This window comes from Chryseobacterium sp. GVT01B, assembly GCF_019970045.1.
Classification (GTDB): Bacteria; Bacteroidota; Bacteroidia; order Flavobacteriales; family Weeksellaceae; genus Chryseobacterium.
The window spans coordinates 235,796-258,972 of record NZ_JAHXYI010000003.1 but is presented as its reverse complement, the minus strand read 5'-3'; the positions used below and the strand labels follow the sequence as shown (position 1 = coordinate 258,972).

The following is a 23,177-nucleotide window of genomic DNA, read 5'->3' as shown; positions in this document are numbered from 1 at the left end:
TGGGAGAAGGAGGCTGGAAGGTATTATTCAATAACTTTTCAACCTCCTTTTTTCTTTTTGTATTATATAAAGTCGATTACTTTTTCCAGAGCAATTCCCCTGGAACCTTTCAACAATATATTTTCAGACGGAATTTTATTCTGTTTTAAATATTCTATTAAGACGGTTGTGTTTTCAAAAGCAAGATCTGAAGAATTAACCTCTTTAAAATGTTTTCCTACTGTAATAATTTCATTAAAATTAAGATCCTGAGCCAGTTTTAAGATGTTCTGATGTTCTTTCTCGCTCTCATCACCCAATTCCAGCATATCTCCGATAATAATGGTTTTACTGCCTTCAAAACTGATGAAATTATTCAAAGAAGCCGTCATAGAGCTTGGGTTGGCATTATAGGTATCCAGCACTAAAGTCCTGCCCTCTTTTTTCACAACCTGTGATCTCATATTGGTAGGTGTATACAATTCCAGGGCGTGTTTTATTTTTTCAAAACTGATTCCGAAATGAAGTCCCAGACTTGCTGCTGCACAAAGATTGGTAAAATTATATTCCCCTGTCAGCTTTGAAACTGCTTTTACTCCCTGATAGGTCAATCCTACAAAATGTTCTGCGGAAAAAGATTCAAAATTATAATCTGATGTTTCTTTTCCAAAAGTAATTTTAGATGAATAATTTTCAGTTTTATCGGCTTGGATAGGATCATTTTCGTTAACAAGAACAGTTCTGTTATTATTTTTAAGATAATCATAAAGCTCAGATTTTCCTTTAATTACTCCTTCAAATCCACCGAATCCTTCCAAATGAGCTTTCCCAAAATTGGTGATATATCCGAAATCAGGTTGAGCGATGGTACACAGGAACTCAATTTCTTTCTGATGATTGGCTCCCATTTCAATCACAGCCATTTCATGTTCCGGTTTAATAGAAAGGATTGTCAAAGGAACTCCGATGTGATTATTCAGGTTTCCAAATGTATACTGTACGTTATATTTTTCTGAAAGGACAGCATGAATCAATTCTTTGGTCGTAGTTTTTCCATTACTTCCTGTAAGACCTATAAAAGGAATGGTAAGTTTGCTTCTGTGATAGATAGACAGCTGCTGTAAAAACTCAAGGGTAGACGGAACATAGAAAATATTTTTATCTCTGTTTTCAAATTCCGGAAGTTCAACAATTACAGCCAACGCTCCATCATCTATGGCTTTTTCTGCTAATGTAGCGGCATTGAAATTTTCACCGGAAAAGGCAAAGAAAATATCATTCTCTGCTATTTTTCTGCTATCAATAGTCACTTTTGATGCTTGCAGAAATAAAGGATAAAACTGTTCTATATTCATGTGGAAATATATATTTTTTTTTAGAGGTCATATGCAATCGCCAAATCTCTATGAGTATTTCAGACTTTTTAACCAAAGCGATTTCATGGTTCAAAAATAAAAAAACCTTCCGAAAATCCGGAAGGTTTTTTATAAGTATTTTTTGATAAATATTATCTTCTAGTTCTACCCTTATCGTTAGTTCTTGAATCCTGTGCAACACGGAATCCTACCCAACCATAAGCTCTGTTTTGATTTTTATATCTTCTTTGTCCCGGATCCAGCCAATATGCTGTATCCTGCCAAGAACCTCCTTTTACAACTCTAACCTCGTTAGAAATTCCTGAAGTTCTGTCTTTGGTATCTTTTTGTAACTTAACTCTACCAGCACCATCTACAACAAAGCTTTGTTTAGGAGCATTGTACATATCGAAACCTGCGGCAGAATCAGAAGCTCTGTAATATTCTAAAGAAGATTGTCTGTCACCATCTCTGTAGTTTCTGTAATCAGCGATAGTTTGTCTTTCGAATTGTCCAGGAAGTCCTTTATAAACTAATCTTCCGTCAGCCAAAGTATCATATTTGATAGTACCTTCGTCGATCATTTTATAAGTTCCGTCACCGTTTCTTACGATAGCCTGAGGCATGTTTCCTCTATAGTAGTTGAAATCACTGTAGTCCTCATCAATGATTGGTCTGTAAACATCCGCAGTCCATTCTGAAACGTTCCCGAACATACCATATACACCAAGGTCATTAGACGGATACTTTCTTACGTCAGAAGTCTGTGCAGAACCATCGTTCTTCCATCCTGAAATCCCTGAGTAGTCACCTTTACCCATTTTGAAGTTTTCAAGGAACATTCCTCTGTCTCTTCCTTTGGTACCTCTTAATCTTTCGATTTCAGGTTTTTTACCTAAGTATTGGTTATATTCTCTGGTTTTCGCCATACCAAGAGCTGCATATTCCCATTCAACTTCGGTAGGAAGTCTGAACTTCTGTACCATTGCAGAATTTGGAGCTCTGTTAGCTGCAAGCAATCTCTGGTTTGTAGTTTTCATACCAGTTTTTTGCTGCATTCTTTTTTCATTGATATATCCCTGCATTTCCGGATCATTCGATTTGAATTTATCCATGTTGAAAGCAGTCCCTCCCTGGTTATTGGATTCGTTGATATACAAATCTTTGGCAATGATACCAGACTGCATCAAAGCTTTTTCATTCGCTCTGTCTGTCAGCCACTCACAGTATCTGTTTGCCTGAGTCCATGAAACACCTACTACCGGATAGTAATCAAATTCCGGAGAACGCAGATAGGTTTCATTATAATCGTTTCTTGCTAATTTGTTGTCCCATAATAAGGTATCCGGTAAAGCACCGTTATAGATTTCCTTAAAACTAGGATCACTTGGTGGGAATACATACTTCAACCATGTAAGGTATTCGCGGTATTCGTAGTTAGTAATTTCTGTTTCTCCGATAAAGAATGAACTTACCTGCATTCTGCGAGGTGTGTTATTCCAATCGTGCATAACATCATCTTTCACTAATCCCATTGTAAAAGTTCCACCTTCTACATATACCATTCCAGGCCACCCCTTCTGCTTTTGTTGCTTTCCTGCAAAAAACCAACCTTGTTTTTCGTTTGGTTTCCAACCTGTTTTACTGACAAATTTTTTGGTACCGCCACCTTTGCTGGTTCCTGATCCGCCACAGCTGGTTAATGCAAGTGTAGAACTTAATGCTATTAATGAAAACAACTTTAGTTTTTTCATAGTCGATATAAATATTTTCAAAGTACAAAGAAAAAATAAATTATTCAATAAATCAAGTAAACATTTGATTTTTTTGAAAAACGTTAACAATTTAATTTTATTGTATCGCAATTTAATTCTAAAATTTTCATTTATTTTGTAATTTAGCAATTTCAATAGTAAACATGAAACGAAAAATTACGCTTTTATCTTTAATCGCTTTTGCATCAACACTTTACGCCCAAAGAAACACCATAGAATGGAATGGTTCAAAAATTCAGGATTTTGGCGATACAAAATTAAATCTTCCTAATTTTAAAAATGAGGGTTTTTCTTTCAGCCAAAATAATGTTTTTATAGTAACCAAGCAAAAAATCGGAGAAAAGCAGCTTAAAATTTCAGATCTTGTCTGGGAAAGCGTTCCTGCTCAGGATTTATTTGAACTGGATAAAGGAAGACTTCCTGATTATGATGTAGCAGATGTTTCCTATTATAATTTGGAGGGAGACAGCTATGCCAGCATCAGTGTTGCCTTGTTTAAAAATGTAAAAGGCCGTGTTCAGAGATTATCTTCGTTTAATGTTTCAGAAGCCTCTTCATTTGTAAATACTACAGGGACTGTTAATAAAATAGGAACAACTGCCAATCCATTATCAAGCGGCAACTTCTATAAAATAAAAGTTGACAAATCCGGCGTATTCAAAATTACATCACAGTTTTTAAAAGACAACGGAATCAATCCCGGCTCTGTAAATCCTAAAAATTTCAGAATTTATGGAAACGGAGGGGTAATGCTTCCTGAATATAACCAGGATGCAAGATACGGAGCCTTACAGGAGAATGCCATTCAGGTAGTAGGTGAAGATGACGGGGTGTGGAACGATAATGATTATGCTCTTTTCTACGCTCAGGGTCCTGATGGATATAATCTTTATGACAGTTCCAATGGAAATGGTTTTAAAAGAAAAGATACCCGATTCAGCGAAAGAAGTAATAATGTCAAAAATATATATGAAGATTACTCTTATTACTATATCAATTTTGACAAAGGTTCCGGAAAAAGAGTTCCGACTGTTGACGGAAACCTTCCTGCTCAGCTGATAACCAGATATGACAGTTACCAGGTGATCAACAAGGATCAGAAAAACCTGTTGAAAGTAGGTAGAACATGGGTGGAGGACACTCCTTTCAGCAATGAAAAAACAGTGACACTTAGTACCAACTCACCTATACAGGCTGGTGATGTTATACGATACAGAACTCAGGTGGTAGCCTATAATTCGCAACAGAATACGATTGATTTTAAAATCAATAATTTAAATCCGCATCCCCTGCAAACGATCCCTACGGATACTTCATCGTATCAGTATACCTTCTACCCTGTAACCTATACCGGAACGCTTACCAATCTTACCGGAAACCAGATTACAATGGTTTATAATCCTGATATTTCCAAAAACCCTAACGGAACTTTCTATTTTGATTATGTAGAAGTTCAGTACAAAGAAAATCTTGCGTTCAATGGTTCACAGATGAATTTCAGGGATTATTCCATCGTAAGTGGAAGCAATACAGATTACGGATTCAGCATTACCAATGCTGCTAATATAGAACAGGTATGGGATGTAACAGATATTACCAATGCCAGCCGAAGAGTGAATAAAGCCGGAGCCGGCGCTTTCAACTTTGCTTATACGGCAGCTGATCAGAATTTCAATAATGAATTTGTGGCTTTCCGTGCTGATGCGGCTTTCAGTCCACAGTTTGTAGGAAGAATTTCCAATCAGAATCTTTCTGCTTTACAAAATATAGATTACCTGATTCTGACGGTTCCTGAAATGATGGGCCAGGCACAAAGACTTGCCAACTATCATCAGACCGCTCATAATTATAAGGTGGAAATTGTAGATGTCAACAAAATCTATGAAGAATACGGCAGCGGAAGTAAAGATCTTACGGCTATAAGAGATTTCGTTAGCAAACTCAATACTCCTCTTGGCAGACTTCAATATGTATTTATTCTGGGTGATGCTTCATTTGATTATAAAAACAGAGTTCCCAATAATTCAAATGTTGTTTCCAGCTATCAGAGTGAGCAGTCTTCAGATTACGTATCCTCATTTGTAACGGATGATTATATTGTAATGACCAAACCGCAGAACACATTATTAATTGAAAATAATTTACCGGATCTGCCTGTGGGAAGAATCCCGGCTGCAAACGCGAGTGAAGCAGGAGATATGATCAATAAAACGTTGGCTTATTATAACTCTCTTCAAGGACAGTCGACTCCTTTCGGAGACTGGCGTATGAGACTTGATTTCGTTGTGGATGATAATAACGAAGGAGGAAGTCCTTTCCACAATGTAATGGACAACAGTCTGGCTACAATATTTGAACAGCCCGGCCAGCTTGAACTGAAAGAATATAACGTTAAAAAATTATATATGGATGCCTTCAACGCTCAGAGTACATCTGGAGGACGAAGATATCCGCAGGTAAATCAGGCTATTTCCAATGCAATCGGAAACAGTTTATATCTGTTTTATTTCGGACATGGAGGAATCAATGGCTGGGCACAGGAAAGAGTATTAACCTCTACTGAGGTGCAGAATGCCAACAATTTCTCTAATGTATACAGCAGATTCCCTTTTGTTTCTACCATTACTTGTGAATTTACGTTATGGGATGAGCCTTCAACAAATTCTGTAGGAGAACAGTTTATCAAAATGAAGCAGGGAGGTGCATCGACAATGATTACTTCCAGCCGTGCTATTGGTGTAGATTATGGACGTGATTTTACGAATACATTCACTCAGAATATATTCAAACTAACCAATGATGATTTCAATACATTAGGAAATGCTCATTTACTTGCTAAAAAGCAAAAGGGGCCAAACAATAACCACCTAAAGGTAAACTTCCTTGGTGATCCTGCTATGAAACTAAGCAGACCGCAAAGACTCCTTACCATTGATAATATTGAAACTCCTGTTCCGGGACTGATCAGAGGATTGGATTTCGTGAAAATAAAAGGACACATCAATAATCCAAACGGAACATTGAACAATACCTTCAACGGGAGAGTCAGCATCAATATTTTTGATAAGAGATTAAATAAGAAAACGCTAAATAACACCGGTATTTTATCCCCTGTTTTAGATTATACAGAGGAAGGAAGTGCTATTGTAAAAGCTGCCGGAACCGCTGTAAACGGAGTATTCACTGCAGAATTCTATGTTCCTAAAGACATTAATTATGCGGTGGGCCAGGGAAGAATTTTAGCCTATGCAGACAATAAGTCAACGGATGTTTTCAACAATCAGGCAGTACAGGTAGGTGATATCAACCCTAATGGAATCAATGATAACCAGCCTCCAAAAGTAAAACTGTACATGAATAACACCAACTTTGCGGATGGTGGAATTACCAACCAAAATCCAATGCTTCTTGCCTGTCTTACGGATGACACAGGAATCAACTCCACAGGATCAGGGGTAGGTCATGATATTACAACATACCTGGACGGACAGATTATCAATACAGTTGTTTTAAATGATTTTTATAGTGCGGGAGAAGGAAACGGATGTTTAAATCCAAGTCTTGCTGACTACCAAAAAGGAAATGTAAGCTATCCTTTCAGAAATTTAGCAATTGGACAACATCAATTGACATTTAAAGTTTGGGATATAAACAATAATTCTACATCTGCTACGTTAAATTTTGAAGTTAAAGATGAATCTGACCAACACCTGACGATCAACCGTCCGTTGAACTGGCCAAATCCGTTTACAAACAAAACCTATATTCAGTTTGAGCACAATTGTGATGATATTCTGGATGTGAACGTACAAATTTATACAATAACCGGAAGATTGGTAAGAACTTTATCACAACCGGTAGTCGCAGAACCGTTCCTACAGGGCTTTAGAACCCCTCGTCAGGCAATAGAATGGGACGGAAGAGATGATTTTGGGTCAACAGTAGCAAAAGGTACGTATATTTTTAAGATATTTGCAAAAAGTCAAAATCAAGAAAAATGCAAAGGAAGTGCTACAGCTGTAGAAAAAATGGTACTTTTGAAATAATTAAATAATACATAGACAATAATATTAATAAAAAACTGATAATATATAAAAGACAACATATGAATTTAACTACTAAACTGCTTTTAGGATTTGGTTTGAGTGCTGGTTTTTTAGGCTATTCGCAAGATTTAGGTAAAGTAAACCCAGTTCTTACCGGAGCTCCTTTCCTAAGAATTGCGCCTGATGCGAGATCAGGAGGTATGGGAGACCAAGGGGTGGTAACCTCTCCGGATGCATTTTCACAATTCTGGAATGCGGCTAAATATCCTTTCAGCAGAACAAGTTCTTCCGTAGGTCTTAACTATACGCCTTACATGGGAAAACTTACCAATGATGTATTCTTATTATATGCTTCGTTCCACAAATTTCTGGGGCAGGAAGAGAGATCTACAATCTCTGCAAGTATCTATTATTTCAACATGGGGCAGGTAGATCTTACTCAGCTGGTAGGTACAGAGATTGCATCAATGGGTACATCAAAACCAAACGAATTCTCAATTGACGTTGCTTATGCTTTGAAGCTTTCCGATTCATTCTCTGGTGCTGTTACCGGTAGATTTATCCGCTCAGACTTAGCCGGAGGATTCAACACAGACACTACACTTAAAGCGGCTAACAGTTTCGCAGTAGACGTTTCAGCATACTATACCTCACCAAGATTCTCCAGTATCGGAGGATATGATGGTAAAGTGAATGCTGGTTTAGCAATTCAGAACGTAGGTCCGAAACTGGATTATACAGGAAATGAAGAATCAAGATCTTATCTTCCTACAATGGCAAGATTAGGGGTTGGATATGACATGTACCTGGATGATATGAACAGAGTTGGAATTTCTGTGGAAGGTTCAAAACTTTTGGTTCCCGGATCTGAGTATGCAGGAATTGATCCCAATACAAGACAGCCTATTTATCAAATCCCGAATGTAGGGCCAATGGCTGGTATCGGAAAATCTTTCAAAAACAAAAACAGTATCATGTATAGTGGTGCTTTAGAATACTCTTATGACAATGCATTTTCTGTAAGAGGAGGTTACTTCCATGAAAGTGAAGAGCAGGGAGCAAGACAGTTTGCAACAGCGGGTGTTGGTTTAAGATACCGTTCTTTCGGACTTGATCTTTCCTACCTGATCAATATGTCTAAAATCAACAGTGCTTTGGATAACACACTTCGTTTCGGTCTTACCTGGAACATTGGAGAAGAAACATCCAACAACGATCGTTAAGAAACAGCTACAGCTATATAAAAAAAGCCTCATACATTGTAATGAGGCTTTTTTTATGGTCAATTGTCAATTTCTTTTACAGGCTGCAATCATTCACCATTCACTTTGCGAAGCAAAAATTCACTATTGACCTTTAAATAATGTAATAGTATAGTCAAGAAGTCTCCCATCTCCATAATCTCCGTGTCCGGGAACTACAATTTTCACATTGGGATATTCTTTTTTAACTTTTTCAACTGTACCTGACCAGGCGGAAACGTTTGCATCTCCCAAATATCCTTTACCTGCTTCAAGCTCTTTCAGCAAACAGCCTCCAAACAGAATATTTTCACTCGGGAAATATCCAACACTATTATCTCTTGTATGCCCTTCTCCAAAATACCTGGCGACAACATCCTTATTTCCTACCTTCAAAATAACGGAATCATTAAAACTGTTTTCAGGAATAACAAAATTATTTTCTTTAGCTAGTTCTATTGTTTTAACGTACGAATAAGATGGAATATTCTTTTTATGGAATGCCAGCAATCCTCCCAGACTGTCATCGTGAAAATGAGTCGGAATCACTGCATTGATTTTTGCATGAAGTTTTTCATTAATCCATTGTATCAGTTCTTCTGAACTTTTATCATTAGTGGGTGTATCAAAAACAATAGTTTCATTCTTATTTTTTACAATCAATCCGTTACAGGGTACATTTCCGAAATCATTTGTCTGTTTAAAAGAAGTATGGATAAAAGCATTTTCTGAAATCTGAGTAACAATCAGACTGTTGGATTTATAAATTTCTTTTGCTTTAAAACTTTCCTTGCTCTGTGAACTACAACTTAGAATGAAAAAAGAAAAGAATATGACGAAGATATTTTTAAGGGTGTTTTTCATAAAGTTGCTATTTAAAAGTTGAGATAGGCTAAGGTAAGAATTCGTGGAACAAGATTTGTTAGCTGTTGTGTTAAAAATGAATTGTGAATAGTCAATCTGCTTCGCTTGTCAAATTATTTTACACGCTGCCATCATTCACTATTCACTTTGCGAAGCAAAAAATTCACCATTGAAATATGAATGGCTAATCCCCGGTGATTAATCTGATTGCTTTTCAATTTTTTTAATAGTATAACAACCCACTTAAAAAAATATAATATTTAAGTTTATAAAAGTCTTTTTTTTATGGCGATTTTCTTAAATTCAATAGCTATTTTTGTAGTATGAACTATTCGGCAGAACTAAAAAAATTTGTAACCAGTCAGTATGTATATTCTGCTATCAGAATTACATTAGCTACTGTTCTGCCTTGTCTAGTCCTTGCCCACTTCGGGATTTTGAAGGAATATTTCCTTTTCCCTCTCGGAACCAGCTTTGTAGCGCTTACAGACCAGCCAGGTCCTTTCATCAGAAGAAGGAATGCCCTTACTTTTGCGATCTTCTGTTTTGTTTTTGTCGCGCTCATCGCAAGTCTTGTGATGAATATTAAAGCCCTGGTACTTCTGGAGGTGATCGTCTTCGGAATGTTTTTCTCGCTCATTGGAGTGTATGGTCAGAGATTAGCAGCTGTAGGCTCATTATCGCTTGTGGTACTTGCCATCTTTATTGACGGTCATCTTACAGGAAGCAATATCTTTAAAAGTCTACTGATCTTTGCTTCAGGCTGTATATGGTTTCTACTTATATTCCTTATTGTAACAACAATCCGTCCTTATAAACTGGCAAGCCAGATGATTGGGGAAAACTATCTTCAGCTGGCTGAATTTTTAAAGATTAAAGCGAATTATTATCAGAAGAATCCGGATTTTAATAAACTGACCACTCAGGTTATCGCCAAGCAGATTGAAATAAAAAACCTGCAGGAAGACACCAGAGAAACTGTTTTTAAAACGAGAACCATAGTCAATGAATCCACAACAACGAGTCGTTTATTGATGTTGATGTTCCTGAATTCTATGGACCTTCATGAAAAGCTAATGACCTCTGAAAGTGATTATCAGAAGCTTCAGCAGAGCTTTGAAGATAGTATGATTCTCGTTAATATCCATGATTATCTCAATCTTTTGGCAGAAGAGATCACTAATATCGGAATCGCGCTTCAAAGTGGTACCAGAGCAAAACCGATGGTGAATCTGGAACAGGAATTAAAGAATCTTAATTATAATTATTTCGAACTCAGAAATAAGCAGCTTTCTCCCGACAACCTGGAAAATTTCATGATTCTGCGCCAGATCCTGATGCGTATCTATGAAATCACCAAAGAAATCAACGAGATTTATAAAGTATTTTCTCAGAATATAAAACTGGCAAAGAGTTTATCCACAGGATTAGATTTGAAAAAATTTATGCCTAATGAGCCCAAGCTTAATGCTAAGGTTTTAAGGAATAATATTTCGTTATCCTCTTCCCATTTCCGCCATGCGATAAGAATTACAACTGCTTTGCTGCTGGGGTATATTTTCTCAATGTTTGATCTTTTAGGATTGGGACATACGTATTGGATATTAATTACCATTACTGCTATTTTAAAACCGGCCTACTCCATTACAAAGCAGAGAAATCTTCTCCGTCTCTATGGAACAATTGCAGGAGCCAGCATTGCTTACGCCATTCTCCATTTTGTACATATTAACGGTGTTTTATTTGCTATTTTACTTATCAGCATGATCATGTGTTTCAGCTTCTTGAAAGGACGGTATTTCTGGGCGGTATTATTCATGACAATCTATGTTTTCCTGAGTTTTAATTTTTTAAATCCGGGAAAGGTAAATATCATTTTTAAAGACAGAATATTTGATACAGCGATTGCCGGAATCATAGCTTTTGCAGTATCTTATATTGTACTTCCGGTTTGGGAACATACCCAGAATCTGGACCTGATGAAGAAGTCTGCAACAGACAACCTTATCTATTTCCAGAGTGTGATTTCCAAATTCTTACAAGGAAATTTTGACCTTGAAGATTACAAGGTAAAGCGAAAAAATGCGATCATTTCTTTGGCCAACCTTTCCGACAATTTCCAGAGAATGATTTCGGATCCTAAAAACCAGCAGAAAAAGTTAGAAGTTGTTCACCAATTTGTAGCTACATCACATCTGATCACAGCATATACCGCTTCTCTTTCTCAATATTCCAAGAGTAATGAACAATATCCTGAAATAGATGCAGAAAGCTGGAGCAGAAAGATTGAAGCAGAAATGCAGCAAACCTCTACCCTTCTCAACGGAAATGACATCAATGAAACGTTGAAAATGGAAAGCCGCCTTGAGCCTGAAGATTCTTCTATTGAAGATATGCTTCTGAAAAGAAAAACGGAGATTGAAGAAAATGACATCGTAGACAGAAGAGATCCTGATAAAGTATCTCATTTAACAGAGCTTAAAAACATCCATGACATCCTGGAACTGATCTATGATGTAGCAAAAGAACAGAGAAAAGTTATAGAAAAATATAAAAACGAAACTGATCCTACTCCTCCACAATCGTAAAGCAGTAGTCATCGAAAAACTCTACCCTGGCTTTGAATTCATCTGAAAACTGTTCGTCATAGACACGGCAGCTTATCTTATGAAGATGTTTCAGCTCAAAAGGCTTCACTTCATAGTTTTTCTTTAAAGACCAGTATTTTGAGTGGTGAATTTTGTACATGCTTTCTTTTACACTCCATATAATTGTATAAAAAGTGTCTGCTTTGTCTTCAGGAATGAACCCACGCTCATTTTCATAGGTAAATTTATCAATCACCCTTAAAATCTTCGGGTTGAACTTTTCAACATCAATTCCTATTTTATTTTTAGAAATGGCGATGGCTGCAAAGGGAAAAGAGTGTGTAATGGAAATTTCCGCATCATTGGGAGAAAGAAAAGGTTCTCTTTCTTTATATAAAATCTTAGAATCGGGCTTTAATCCTTTCAGGAGTTTGCGTACCATCAGGACTTCCAATAATTTTTTGGGATGATAATCTTTTACCTTTTCAGCATTTTCCGGTTCCAGAAGGTTATGGATATCAAGCTCTTCACTTTCATCATACTTCCAAACAAGGATGGTGGCATTATCATCTGAAAAATCTCTGTAGAGTGGCATTCTTTTTTATATGAAACAAAAATACTAAAAAAAGCTTGAAGCTGGGAGCTGGAGGATGGAAGTTACTATTTGTTATAAAATAATTTGCAGACCATTAATGAAAAAACAAACTCTCTACCGGCTTACTCTTTATCAACTTCCAGCATCCTTCTTCAAGCTCCCTGCTTAATTATTTAGACTGATGATTCACGTCATTTCTATGTTCTACAATTTCCAGATTAGCATCTACAAAGTAAGCGCTCCCGAATCCATTTACATAAGATCCTTTCACAGGCTGTAAGGCAATTAAAATAAAATCTCCCATTTCGGAAATGACATCCACCACTTTCCCGTGAGTCTCTTTTAGCTTGGCAACTACCTGAGTCCATACTTCAGAATCTCTTTCAATTTGAGAAGTCGTTGCTTCAAAAGTTAAACGCTCGCGGGCATAGATCTGTTTCGTAGCTGATTCATCTTCAATAAACATGATGGATGTTTTTCTTCCGTCAGCAAGGTTTTTAGTATGTTTTGCCATGAAAGATACCAGAATATAAAATGTATTCTCTACCTGAACAAAAGGGGCATAACTTGAATTGGGATTTCCTTCTGCATCTACAGTAGCCAGAATAATGCTTTTAGAAGCATTGATCAGTTCTTGTACTTTCGGTGCAACAGGTTTGATTTTCTTTTCTGTATGGGTTTGACTCATAATATATATTTTTATCAGCTAAAATTAATTATTTATATTAAGACTAAATAACATTAACTCATGTTTAATCTCATAAAACTGAACTTAATGTGTCGTTTTTATATCTTAATTATAAATCGTAATTTTGCCTTTCGTTATCAATTGAATTTAAAAACTATTCATTACATATGAGTACTACAACACAATACGTTCCTTATAAAGTTAAGGATATCTCCCTTGCAGAATGGGGTAGAAAAGAAATTACCCTTGCAGAAGCAGAAATGCCTGGTTTGATGTCTATCCGTGAAGAATACGGACCATCTCAGCCGCTTAAAGGAGCAAGAATCGCAGGATGTCTTCACATGACGATCCAAACGGCTGTGCTTATCGAGACATTGGTAGCTTTAGGAGCTGAAGTTACCTGGTCATCTTGTAATATTTTCTCTACACAGGACCATGCTGCTGCTGCAATTGCTGCTGCAGGAATTCCGGTATATGCCTGGAAAGGATTAAATGAAGAGGAGTTTGACTGGTGTATTGAGCAGACTTTATTCTTTGGTGAAGACAGAAAGCCATTAAACATGATCTTGGATGATGGTGGAGATTTAACAAACATGGTTTTTGATAAATACCCTGAGTTCACAAAAGACATTAAAGGACTTTCTGAAGAAACCACTACAGGTGTTCACAGATTGTACGAAAGAATGAAGAACGGAACTTTAGTAATGCCTGCTATCAACGTAAATGATTCAGTTACTAAATCTAAATTCGACAACAAATACGGATGTAAAGAATCTGCTGTAGATGCAGTAAGAAGAGCTACAGACGTAATGTTAGCCGGAAAAAGAGTTGTAGTTTGCGGATACGGAGACGTAGGTAAGGGTACTGCTGCTTCTTTCAGAGGAGCTGGTTCTATCGTTACTGTTACTGAAATTGACCCAATCTGTGCGCTTCAGGCTGCTATGGACGGTTATGAAGTAAAAAGATTAGACACTGTGGTAGACAATGCTGATATCATCATCACTACAACAGGTAACTTTAATATCGTAAGAGGAGAGCACTTCCTTAAAATGAAAGATAAAGCGATCGTTTGTAACATCGGTCACTTCGATAACGAAATCGATATGGCCTGGTTGAACAAAAACTACGGTCAGACTAAATCTGAAGTGAAGCCTCAGGTTGATATCTATACTATTGAAGGTAAAGAAGTAATCATCCTTGCAGAAGGTAGATTGGTAAACTTAGGATGTGCTACTGGTCACCCAAGTTTCGTAATGTCTAACTCTTTCTCTAACCAGACTTTGGCTCAAATCGAATTATGGAACAACTCTGCAGCTTATGGTAATGAAGTATATATGCTTCCTAAGCACTTAGATGAGAAAGTAGCTGCGTTACACCTTAAGAAATTAAGCGTAGAGCTTGAAACGCTTTCTCCTGAGCAGGCTGAATACATCGGAGTTGACGTAAAAGGGCCATTCAAGCCTGAATACTACAGATACTAAGATCACAATAAACATGATATGATCCCACTATTTCTAAGATAGTGGGATTTTTTTATAAAGTACAATCAGTCATTTCTTATTTTTGTCAGCTAAAAAAATAACATGAAAAATTTCTTATTTCTGGGACTCATGAGCTCTGCTCTATTCTTTAACAGCTGCAGCAGTAATGATGATAATGATGGAACCAATACGCCTTCTGAACCAAAGACATTATTAAGTAAAGTTACTATAGTTTACTACGACAACCCGGCTCAGCCACAGACCAGTATACAAACACTTGAATACAACAATCAAGGTGAACTTATCAAAACGTTGTCCGCATCAGGATCATCCAAGTTCGAATACAATAACGGAAAACCTACAAAAACCACTTATTATAAGCCGGATGGTACTATAGATTATTATTCAGTTTTCAACTATAACGGAGATCAACTGATAAACGTTAAGGCTATTTACACCAACCCAAACAATAACAGAACGATTACCTTCAACTACAATACCAGCGGACAGGTGATCTCTTCTTCCTTTTGCCAATCTCCGGACTGTTCCAATCCGATTGTAGATACATATGTTTATAACGGAAACAATATTTCATCAGAAACTTCAGAGACTACAGGATTCAGTTTCAGTACCAGAATCGTTTATTCCTATGATGATAAACTGAACCCTTATACGAATATCAACAAATATCTCAAACTTATGATGGGTGGCGCTTATGTGATAAGCAAAAACAATTATCTTACAGAAAAGATAAGCTCTAAAAACAATGGGGTCTGGGAACAAATTCAAAGCAGAACTTCCACCATTCAATACAACAGTGCCGGATTCCCAGTGCAGGTTGTATCAAAAGAAGCTAATGGAAGCCTTTCCGCTCAATACAACTACGAATATATAACTCAATAATATGTAAACTCTCCAAATTGGAGAGTTTTTTATGAGCTTATTCCTGTAAACCATAATTGATAAATTAAAAAAAACATTGAAGACACTGTTCAGTATTTTCCCCATATTTTCCCTCCATTAAGATTCTATTTATAAAAAATGAATATCTTAGCCCTCTTAAAATAAACATTAAACTATGAAAAAACAAAGAGTATCAAATGCATTCGTTGCTGCATCATGGGTAGCGTTGGGAGCAGGAATGATTGGCTTCATCGTCGGCCTTGCCAGAGCTGAAATGCTGCTGAATGAGAAAGGATATTATTTTACCATTCTTCTTTATGGCTTATTTGCTGTTGTTTCTCTACAGAAAGCAGTGCGTGACAGGTTAGAGAACATCCAGGTAACAGATATTTATTATGGGATCTGCTGGTTTGCAACATTATCATCTATTGTATTATTGGCCATCGGACTTTGGAATGCCACCATCCTTCCAAGTGAAAAAGGGTTTTATGCCTTTGCTTTTTTGCTCGCGCTCTTCGGAGCTATAGCAGTCCAGAAAAATACACGTGACAATATGCTTCAGGAATAAAGTAAACTCTTCATTTTGGAGAGTTTTTTATTTGTAAAATTTCATTAAAACACATAAAATACTATAAATTTCACATTTACATTAAAAATATATTAAGTTTTTTGTTATTTTAGCTACGCTTATTTCACAAACTAATGACATGTACAAAAAACTTTTACCATCTACTCTATTAATTCTATTATTTCAATTCTCAAAAGCTCAGAATGAGTTTATCACCATCTGGAAAACCCAGAACGCACAAAACATTAAATTTCCCGGCCGGGGAACCAATTTCAAGGTATCCTGGGAAGAGGTAGGATATCCGCAACATAACGGGACGATAAACAATGTAACTTCTACAACTGAATTCATCATCAACTTAGGAACACCGTTAAATCCATCTCCTGCTCAAGCCAGCTACAGAATCAAAATCAGTGATGGAAACGGAAGTTTTGACCAGGTGAGATTCTTTGACAATACATTAATTCCTACTTACAATGCTTCAGACCGTTCAAAAATTACCCAAATTGCCCAATGGGGAAATATAAAATGGAAAAGCTTTGACAATGCTTTCGTATACTGCGATTACATGGATGTAACGGCCACTGATGCACCAGATCTCAGCATGGTAACCAGTATGCGCCAGATGTTTTATTTATGTACTTCATTAGTTGGCAACTCTTCTTTCAATACTTGGAATACCTCTACCATTACAGATATGTATTATATGTTTGGTGATGATTATCTGTTCAACCAGCCACTGGGGAACTGGGATACCTCGAATGTTACAGATATGTCTTATATGTTTGATTTTACAGGATTCAACCAATCTTTGGGTAAATGGAACACAGCTAAGGTTACCACCATGGAGCATATGTTTCATGATTCAGAAAATTTCAACCAGGATCTTCAAAACTGGAATACGGCCAATGTCACCAATATGAACGAAATGTTCCGAGGCACCGCCTTTAATCAAAATATCGGAAGATGGAATCTTAGTTCGTTAACAACAGCTACCAGCATGTTTCTCAATTCTGCGATGAACTGCCTGAATTACGACAAGACCCTTTATGGATGGAGCCAGAGTTCATCAACGCCAGCTAATATCAACCTATCAAGTGCTTCTCCATTAGTCTACTCTCATGCTGATGCTGTAGCTGCAAGAAATTATTTAATTAATAATAAAGGCTGGACTATATCGGGCGATTCTTATAACGGACTGTGCAATCAGACACTTTCAACTTCTGAAAAGGATATAAACAACAAAGTCGCCATTTATCCCAATCCGGCAACGGATATAATTTACCTGAAAAATATCCCACATAATGTAAGTTTTATCATCACCGATATGAGTGGAAGAACGATTGTCAAAGAGAACCTGAACAACAATAAAATTCCTGTCAATCTCTTAACTCCAGGGAATTATATCTTACAGATTATGACAAAGAGTTCAACAATTTCATTTCCATTCATGAAAAAATAAACCTCAACAAAACTAATAACCATAAACATGATTTTAAAAAAAATTCCAATACTCATTTTTCTTTTGCTGATATTCATGGCAAAGGCACAAAATGAATTTATCACGGTATGGAAACCCAGTCTTCCCCCACCTCCCTATCCTTATATAGGAATTCCCGTTAACTCAAACAATAATCAAATCTGGTTTCCCGGAATAGGGACGAATTATCAGATCTATTGGGAAGAAATTGGCTACCCCTCTCACAATGCCACTTTAACGAATGTAACTTCTGCCTATCAGCTCCTGATTGATTTTGGAATTCCACACAATCCCAACCCATCAGATGCTACTTACCGGTTGAAAGTAAGCAACGGAAACGGGAATTTTCACCAGATAAGATTTGCAGACTGGGATATGTTCAATGATAACGGAATTGTAGGAGATGTTCATAAAATACAATTGATAGAACAATGGGGAAACATTCAATGGTCTTCTATGAAACAAGCATTTCAGGCGTGCAAAATTTTAGATTTTACAGCAACAGATGTTCCTGATCTGAAAGAGGTAACTGATTTGTCTTATATGTTTTCCGGATGTTATGGTTTGATGGGAAATCCTTCTATCAATAGCTGGAATACGTCTAATGTAAATACATTGCTTGGAACATTTACAGGATGTTTTGTTTTTAATCAGCCGGTTGGAAACTGGAATACTTCCAATGTGACGATGATGGGCATCACATTCAATGTAGCTAAACTTTTCAATCAACCATTAGACAACTGGGATACTTCTAAAGTAACTTCTACTACAGCCATGTTTAATGGAGCTGCTGAGTTCAACCGACCTATTGGAAATTGGGATATGTCTAACAATCTTGATGCAGAATTTATGTTTTCCGGGGCTACGAAATTCAATTACCCACTTAAAAACTGGAATACTTCAAAAATCATAGAAATGAATCACATGTTTAATGGAGCGAAGGCCTTCAACCAGGATTTATCTGTTTGGGATACAAGCAGTGTTACCATTATGAGTGGTATGTTTTATAATGCTGAGAATTTTAACAGCAATATTTCCAATTGGGATACAAGAAAAGTAGAATGGATGCAGGATATGTTCAACGGTGCCAAAAGTTTTAATCATAATATAGCAAAATGGAATGTAGCGCAAGTAAAAAACATGAATAACATGTTCAGTAATGCTATTCTTTTCAACCAAAATTTAGGAAACTGGAATTTGAGTTCTTTACTGAACGCTTCCAATATATTTAAAAATTCTGCACTGAACTGCCAGAATTATGACAGCACCTTGTATGGCTGGAGTCAAAATCCTTCAACTCCAAATAATATTAATCTATCTTCTGTTTCTCCTCTTACGTATTCCCACAATGCAGCAGTAACGGCCAGAAGTTATCTGATCAACAACAAAGGCTGGACGATCAGCGGAGATACATACAACGGAGAATGCCAATCTTTCCTTGAAACTTCTGATGTAAAAGTGAAAGGTGAACTAAGCCTGTACCCGAATCCTGCTACCCATATTATTTATGTAAAAAATTCCAATGTCAAAGATTTCAAAATTATTGATATGAACGGTAGAATTGTTTTAAGTGGAGATCTGGTGAGTGAACAGATTAACATTCAAGCGTTAACTCCGGGGAATTATATTTTACAGCTTTATTCAAAAGATAATATTCAGAATCTAAAATTCATTAAAAAATAACCATAAACTCTCAACATGCTATTAAAAAAAATTTCAACACTCTTTTGTCTGATACTGATTTTCATGGCGAAAGCTCAGGATGAATTTATTACCATCTGGAAGCCGGCATCTACTGTATTACCGGCAGTGAATGTAGACGCTCCTTATCAGGCAACCACACAGCAGATATGGTTTCCCGGGATTGGTGATAATTATGACATTTACTGGGAGGAAGTAGGCTATCCGCAGCACAATGGTTCCCTACTCGACGTAACTTCCACAAAACAGGTTCTTATAGACTTCGGGACATCCATCGCAGAAAAAAATGATGCCAAATACAGGGTAAAAGTTACGAATGGTAATGGAATCTTCAGGCAAATAAAATTTGGAACTCCCCAACTATTTCCTGCTCCTGAACAAGTCATCCCTATCTGGCAGGTTAATGGAAGTTCAGATAAAATACTGGAAATAGAACAATGGGGTAATATTTCGTGGACAACCATGGAGAGTGCCTTCAGTCTGTGCAGGCTTATGCAGCTTACGGCAACAGATACTCCTAATCTTAATAATGTTGAAGATGCTTCTTTTATGTTTTATGGTACAACTAGTTTTATGGGGGCCAGCTCTATGCAAAACTGGGATACTTCGAAAATTAAGAATTTTAGTTTTATGCTCTCTCTTTTATTTGATGTGAATCCATCTTCTGCAGTAATAGAACAGTTCAACTCACCTTATCTGGACAGCTGGAATATGTCTTCTGCTACGAACCTCAGCTATATGTTTGGAAACAGAACTGTTTTTAACCAGACTCTTAATAGCTGGGACGTTTCAAAGGTGACAGATATGAGCTGGATGTTTGGGCAGTGTTTAAGCTTCAATCAACGTCTTGATAACTGGGATACTTCAAGCTTAGAGGATATGCATTTTATGTTTCATATGATTCCGGTTTTCAATCAGCAGCTCAACTGGAATACGTCTAAGGTTACCAATATGGCTCATGTTTTTCACGGCTGTACATCCTTTAACCAGTCTTTAGAAAATTGGGATATGACTAAAGTAACCAGAATAGATCAGATCCTGAATATTGCATCAAGTTTTAATCAGTCATTAGGAAACTGGAACTTAGTTTCTCTTACCAATGGTAATGGTACTTTAACCCTGTCAGGCCTTAATTGTGAAAATTACAGCAAAACATTGATGGGATGGGCAGACAATCCCAATACAGCAAACAATGTCTCGTTAGGTTCTTTAACAGGATTAAAATATGCTTCAAATGCTTCAGACAAAAGGGATATTCTTGTCAATAAAGGCTGGTCATTCATAGGTGATACTGTAGGAAGCTGTTTATTATCTTCATCTGATTTAAAACTGAATAAAAAACCTCTGCTCTATCCTAATCCTGCAGTGGATGATATTCATATTGAAGGAATAGCTGATATTAAAGGATATAAAATTTATGATGCAAGTGGAAGGCTTGTAAAAGAAGGAAATCCTAATAATGATTTGATCAATGTAAGCTCTTTGCCAAAAGGAAATTATATGATACAGCTCATCATGAAAGAAAAAACTATTTCTTCAAAATTCATTAAGAAATAACTATAAAACCTCAATATGGTATTGAAAAAATTTTCGACAGGATTTTTTATTTTCCTGTTGTGTATAGTAAAAGCCCAGAATGAGTTTACTACTATCTGGAAGCCTGCTTCTACGGTAATACAGCCTGTCACTGTAAGTGCTCCCTACCAGGCAAGTTCTCAGCAAATATGGTTTCCCGGAATTGGTGAAAACTATGATATTTATTGGGAAGAGGTAGACTATCCCCAGCACAACGGCTCTCTTACCAATATAACCTCTACAAAACAGGTTCTTATTGATTTTGGTACATCAATCGCAGAAAAGAATGATGCAAAATATAGGGTAAAAGTGAGTAACGGGAATGGAGTTTTTCAACACATAAAATTTGGAGATGTACAGGAGGTTCAGCTTCCGGATCAGATTTTTCCGGTCTGGCAGATCAACGGAAATGCAGATAAAATACTGGAAATAGAACAATGGGGAAATATTGCCTGGACAACAATGAACAGTGCTTTCAGCCAATGTAAACTTGTTCAGATTACTGCTCCAGACATTCCAGATCTTAGTAATGTTGAAGATGCTTCTTATATGTTTTATGGTGCAAAAACCTTTACAGGCGCAAGCTCCATGCAAAACTGGAATACTTCTAAGATTAAGAATTTCAGATTTATGTTTTCTATTATCTTTGATAGTATCAATACTTCAATTCCCGATCAGTTCAATCCTCCTTATTTTAATAGCTGGAATATGTCGTCAGCAACTGATCTCAGTTTTATGTTTGCAGGAAGAGGGATTTTTAACCAGACATTAAACAACTGGGACGTTTCGAGTGTCACTGATATGAAATGGATGTTTGCTCTTTGTCCAAACTATAATCAACCCATGAATAACTGGGATACCTCAAGCCTTGAAGACATTCGCTTTATGTTCCATTTTGATTCTGGTTTCAATCAGTCTTTAAATAATTGGAATACGTCTAAAATTACCAATATGGCCCATGCTATTCATGGCTGCACAGCCTTTAGTCATTCTCTTGAAAACTGGGATATGACCAAGGTTACCAGAATAGACCAGATTCTTAAGGAAACGCCAAACTTTAATCATTCCCTTGCAAGCTGGAATCTTGCCAGCGTTAATAATGGAGCCCAGGCTTTGATGCAGACAGGAATGGATTGTGAAAATTTCAGTAAAACACTTGCAGGATGGGCAGATAATACTGACACTGCCAATAATGTTGATTTAGATATTGTAACACCTTTGACTTATGCTTCCAATGCAGCAGATAAAAGGAATATTCTCATCAGCAAAGGATGGACTATGTCCGGTGATACGGTAGGAAACTGTTTACTATCTTCATCAGAAGTCAAGCTCAGAAAAGAATTTCTGCTTTATCCTAATCCTGCCGCAGATGATATCCATATCGAAGGATTAAGTGACATTAAAAATTACAGAATTTTTGATGCAAGTGGAAGACTTGTACTGGAAGGAAATCCCAATAGGGATATGATTAATGTAGGATCATTACCGAAAGGAAATTATATTTTGCAGCTGATTCTGAAAGAAAAAACAATCTCTTCAAAATTCATTAAGAAATAAAAACAAAAGCCTCGCTGGAAAGTGAGGCTTTTATTTTGAGTTTAAAAGTAAACTATTTGTCAAAATGGTTAGGGTGCTGGGCTTTGATATCATCCACAGTTCCCAGTACTTTATCTTTTAAAGAATCCTGATATTTCTGAAGCTTAACTGCTACTTCTTCATTACCGCTTCCTAAAATTTTTGCTGCTAAAATCCCTGCATTCAAAGCTCCGTTCAAGGCTACGGTAGCCACCGGAATTCCTCCAGGCATTTGAAGAATAGACAACACTGAATCCCATCCGTCTATGGAATTACTGGACAAAATAGGAACTCCGATTACCGGAAGTGTAGTACAGCTTGCTACCATTCCCGGGAGATGCGCTGCTCCTCCGGCTCCTGCAACAATTACTTTCAAACCTCTTTCCTGAGCTGTTTTGGCATAATCGAACATTCTTTCCGGTGTTCTGTGTGCTGAAACTACAGTTAATTCGTAAGGGATATCAAGGCTTTTAAGAAAACTTGCAGCCTGTTCCATGATCGGCAGATCACTCTGACTGCCCATAATAATTCCTACCATCTTCAATTTTATTAGATGCTCAAAGATAAAAAATAAAAATGTAAAGATGAAAAACTACAAAAAATCCGGGAAACGATTTATGATTATAATTCCTAAAATAATTTAATCTTTCAATAGATCTTGCATTTAAAATGTAAAGAATTTATAAAGATCTTTTTGGCTCAGAATTTTCATCTGTACTCTTATAAATTACAGCATCTGTATCCATAACAATTCCAGTTAAAA

Annotated in this window: 16 protein-coding genes; 10 read left to right on the top strand and 6 right to left on the bottom strand. The window is 36.7% G+C overall.

Annotation, left to right across the window (positions count from 1 at the left end; translation table 11 throughout):
• Positions 1 to 62: 62 nt before the first annotated feature.
• Positions 63 to 1,334, bottom strand: coding sequence for a UDP-N-acetylmuramoyl-tripeptide--D-alanyl-D-alanine ligase (murF, locus tag LC457_RS07905; RefSeq protein WP_223599343.1), 1,272 nt, complete (start codon positions 1,332 to 1,334; stop codon positions 63 to 65).
• A gap of 152 nt (positions 1,335 to 1,486) precedes the next feature.
• Positions 1,487 to 3,088 (bottom strand): gliding motility lipoprotein GldJ, encoded by a 1,602-nt coding sequence (gene gldJ / locus LC457_RS07900; RefSeq protein WP_223599342.1) that lies wholly within the window; start codon positions 3,086 to 3,088, stop codon positions 1,487 to 1,489.
• Between the two features lie 164 nt (positions 3,089 to 3,252).
• Here gldJ and porU point away from each other — a divergent pair, with 164 nt between their 5' ends.
• Together porU and porV are read left to right on the top strand one after the other, a co-directional pair.
• Entirely contained in the window at positions 3,253 to 7,155 is a 3,903-nt protein-coding gene (gene porU / locus LC457_RS07895; RefSeq protein WP_223599341.1) for a type IX secretion system sortase PorU, read from the top strand.
• A 59-nt stretch (positions 7,156 to 7,214) separates the two neighbouring features.
• A complete protein-coding gene (porV, locus tag LC457_RS07890) occupies positions 7,215 to 8,378 on the top strand; it encodes a type IX secretion system outer membrane channel protein PorV (RefSeq protein WP_047378455.1) in 1,164 nt (387 codons plus the stop codon).
• A gap of 123 nt (positions 8,379 to 8,501) precedes the next feature.
• On the opposite strand, the gene blaCHM is transcribed toward porV, so the two are convergent.
• A complete protein-coding gene (gene blaCHM, locus LC457_RS07885; protein WP_223599340.1) occupies positions 8,502 to 9,260 on the bottom strand; it encodes a CHM family subclass B1 metallo-beta-lactamase in 759 nt (252 codons plus the stop codon).
• 323 nt (positions 9,261 to 9,583) lie between these two features.
• On the opposite strand from blaCHM, the gene LC457_RS07880 reads away from it, so the two are divergent.
• Positions 9,584 to 11,848 (top strand): FUSC family membrane protein, encoded by a 2,265-nt coding sequence (locus LC457_RS07880; RefSeq protein ID WP_223599339.1) that lies wholly within the window; start codon positions 9,584 to 9,586, stop codon positions 11,846 to 11,848.
• Here the strand turns inward: LC457_RS07880 and LC457_RS07875 are convergent.
• Together LC457_RS07875 and LC457_RS07870 are read right to left on the bottom strand one after the other, a co-directional pair.
• Positions 11,829 to 12,443, bottom strand: a complete 615-nt coding sequence (locus LC457_RS07875) for a 4'-phosphopantetheinyl transferase family protein (RefSeq protein ID WP_223599338.1) — start codon at positions 12,441 to 12,443, stop codon at positions 11,829 to 11,831. The genes LC457_RS07880 and LC457_RS07875 overlap by 20 nt on opposite strands.
• Positions 12,444 to 12,612: 169 nt before the next feature.
• The gene (locus LC457_RS07870; RefSeq protein WP_223599337.1) at positions 12,613 to 13,131 is read right to left on the bottom strand and encodes a pyridoxamine 5'-phosphate oxidase family protein; all 519 of its coding nucleotides are present in this window, start codon (positions 13,129 to 13,131) and stop codon (positions 12,613 to 12,615) included.
• Positions 13,132 to 13,298: 167 nt separating this feature from the next.
• Between LC457_RS07870 and ahcY the strand changes: the two genes are divergently transcribed.
• The 7 genes from ahcY to LC457_RS07835 all read left to right on the top strand — a co-directional run bounded on the left by ahcY (position 13,299) and on the right by LC457_RS07835 (position 22,396).
• Positions 13,299 to 14,612 carry an adenosylhomocysteinase gene (ahcY, locus tag LC457_RS07865; protein ID WP_047378461.1) on the top strand — a complete coding sequence of 438 codons (1,314 nt, stop codon included), beginning with the start codon at positions 13,299 to 13,301 and terminating at the stop codon, positions 14,610 to 14,612.
• Between the two features lie 102 nt (positions 14,613 to 14,714).
• Positions 14,715 to 15,515, top strand: coding sequence for a hypothetical protein (locus LC457_RS07860; RefSeq protein WP_223599336.1), 801 nt, complete (start codon positions 14,715 to 14,717; stop codon positions 15,513 to 15,515).
• Positions 15,516 to 15,690: 175 nt separating this feature from the next.
• Complete coding sequence (yiaA, locus tag LC457_RS07855; protein ID WP_034699887.1) at positions 15,691 to 16,083, top strand: inner membrane protein YiaA; 393 nt, start codon at positions 15,691 to 15,693, stop codon at positions 16,081 to 16,083.
• A 139-nt stretch (positions 16,084 to 16,222) separates the two neighbouring features.
• On the top strand, positions 16,223 to 17,545 hold the full coding sequence (locus LC457_RS07850) for a BspA family leucine-rich repeat surface protein (protein WP_223599335.1): 1,323 nt from the start codon (positions 16,223 to 16,225) through the stop codon (positions 17,543 to 17,545).
• A 75-nt stretch (positions 17,546 to 17,620) separates the two neighbouring features.
• Positions 17,621 to 19,246, top strand: a complete 1,626-nt coding sequence (locus LC457_RS07845) for a BspA family leucine-rich repeat surface protein (protein ID WP_223599334.1) — start codon at positions 17,621 to 17,623, stop codon at positions 19,244 to 19,246.
• Between the two features lie 15 nt (positions 19,247 to 19,261).
• Positions 19,262 to 20,821, top strand: a complete 1,560-nt coding sequence (locus tag LC457_RS07840) for a BspA family leucine-rich repeat surface protein (RefSeq protein ID WP_223599333.1) — start codon at positions 19,262 to 19,264, stop codon at positions 20,819 to 20,821.
• A gap of 15 nt (positions 20,822 to 20,836) precedes the next feature.
• Positions 20,837 to 22,396 (top strand): BspA family leucine-rich repeat surface protein, encoded by a 1,560-nt coding sequence (locus tag LC457_RS07835; RefSeq protein WP_223599332.1) that lies wholly within the window; start codon positions 20,837 to 20,839, stop codon positions 22,394 to 22,396.
• A 52-nt stretch (positions 22,397 to 22,448) separates the two neighbouring features.
• Here the strand turns inward: LC457_RS07835 and purE are convergent, their stop codons facing one another.
• The gene (gene purE / locus LC457_RS07830; protein WP_223599331.1) at positions 22,449 to 22,952 is read right to left on the bottom strand and encodes a 5-(carboxyamino)imidazole ribonucleotide mutase; all 504 of its coding nucleotides are present in this window, start codon (positions 22,950 to 22,952) and stop codon (positions 22,449 to 22,451) included.
• Positions 22,953 to 23,177 lie beyond the last annotated feature (225 nt).

Bases quoted from the DNA above. Each gene is read 5' to 3' on its own strand.
- LC457_RS07860 (WP_223599336.1), top strand. From the start codon at position 14,715: ATGAAAAATTTCTTATTTCTGGGACTCATGAGCTCTGCTCTATTCTTT.
- LC457_RS07870 (WP_223599337.1), bottom strand. From the start codon at position 13,131: ATGAGTCAAACCCATACAGAAAAGAAAATCAAACCTGTTGCACCGAAA.
- porV (WP_047378455.1), top strand. From the start codon at position 7,215: ATGAATTTAACTACTAAACTGCTTTTAGGATTTGGTTTGAGTGCTGGT.
- LC457_RS07835 (WP_223599332.1), top strand. From the start codon at position 20,837: ATGGTATTGAAAAAATTTTCGACAGGATTTTTTATTTTCCTGTTGTGT.
- blaCHM (WP_223599340.1), bottom strand. From the start codon at position 9,260: ATGAAAAACACCCTTAAAAATATCTTCGTCATATTCTTTTCTTTTTTC.
- LC457_RS07845 (WP_223599334.1), top strand. From the start codon at position 17,621: ATGGCAAAGGCACAAAATGAATTTATCACGGTATGGAAACCCAGTCTT.
- yiaA (WP_034699887.1), top strand. From the start codon at position 15,691: ATGAAAAAACAAAGAGTATCAAATGCATTCGTTGCTGCATCATGGGTA.
- LC457_RS07840 (WP_223599333.1), top strand. From the start codon at position 19,262: ATGCTATTAAAAAAAATTTCAACACTCTTTTGTCTGATACTGATTTTC.
- murF (WP_223599343.1), bottom strand. From the start codon at position 1,334: ATGAATATAGAACAGTTTTATCCTTTATTTCTGCAAGCATCAAAAGTG.
- gldJ (WP_223599342.1), bottom strand. From the start codon at position 3,088: ATGAAAAAACTAAAGTTGTTTTCATTAATAGCATTAAGTTCTACACTT.
- ahcY (WP_047378461.1), top strand. From the start codon at position 13,299: ATGAGTACTACAACACAATACGTTCCTTATAAAGTTAAGGATATCTCC.
- LC457_RS07880 (WP_223599339.1), top strand. From the start codon at position 9,584: ATGAACTATTCGGCAGAACTAAAAAAATTTGTAACCAGTCAGTATGTA.
- purE (WP_223599331.1), bottom strand. From the start codon at position 22,952: ATGGTAGGAATTATTATGGGCAGTCAGAGTGATCTGCCGATCATGGAA.
- LC457_RS07850 (WP_223599335.1), top strand. From the start codon at position 16,223: ATGTACAAAAAACTTTTACCATCTACTCTATTAATTCTATTATTTCAA.
- LC457_RS07875 (WP_223599338.1), bottom strand. From the start codon at position 12,443: ATGCCACTCTACAGAGATTTTTCAGATGATAATGCCACCATCCTTGTT.
- porU (WP_223599341.1), top strand. From the start codon at position 3,253: ATGAAACGAAAAATTACGCTTTTATCTTTAATCGCTTTTGCATCAACA.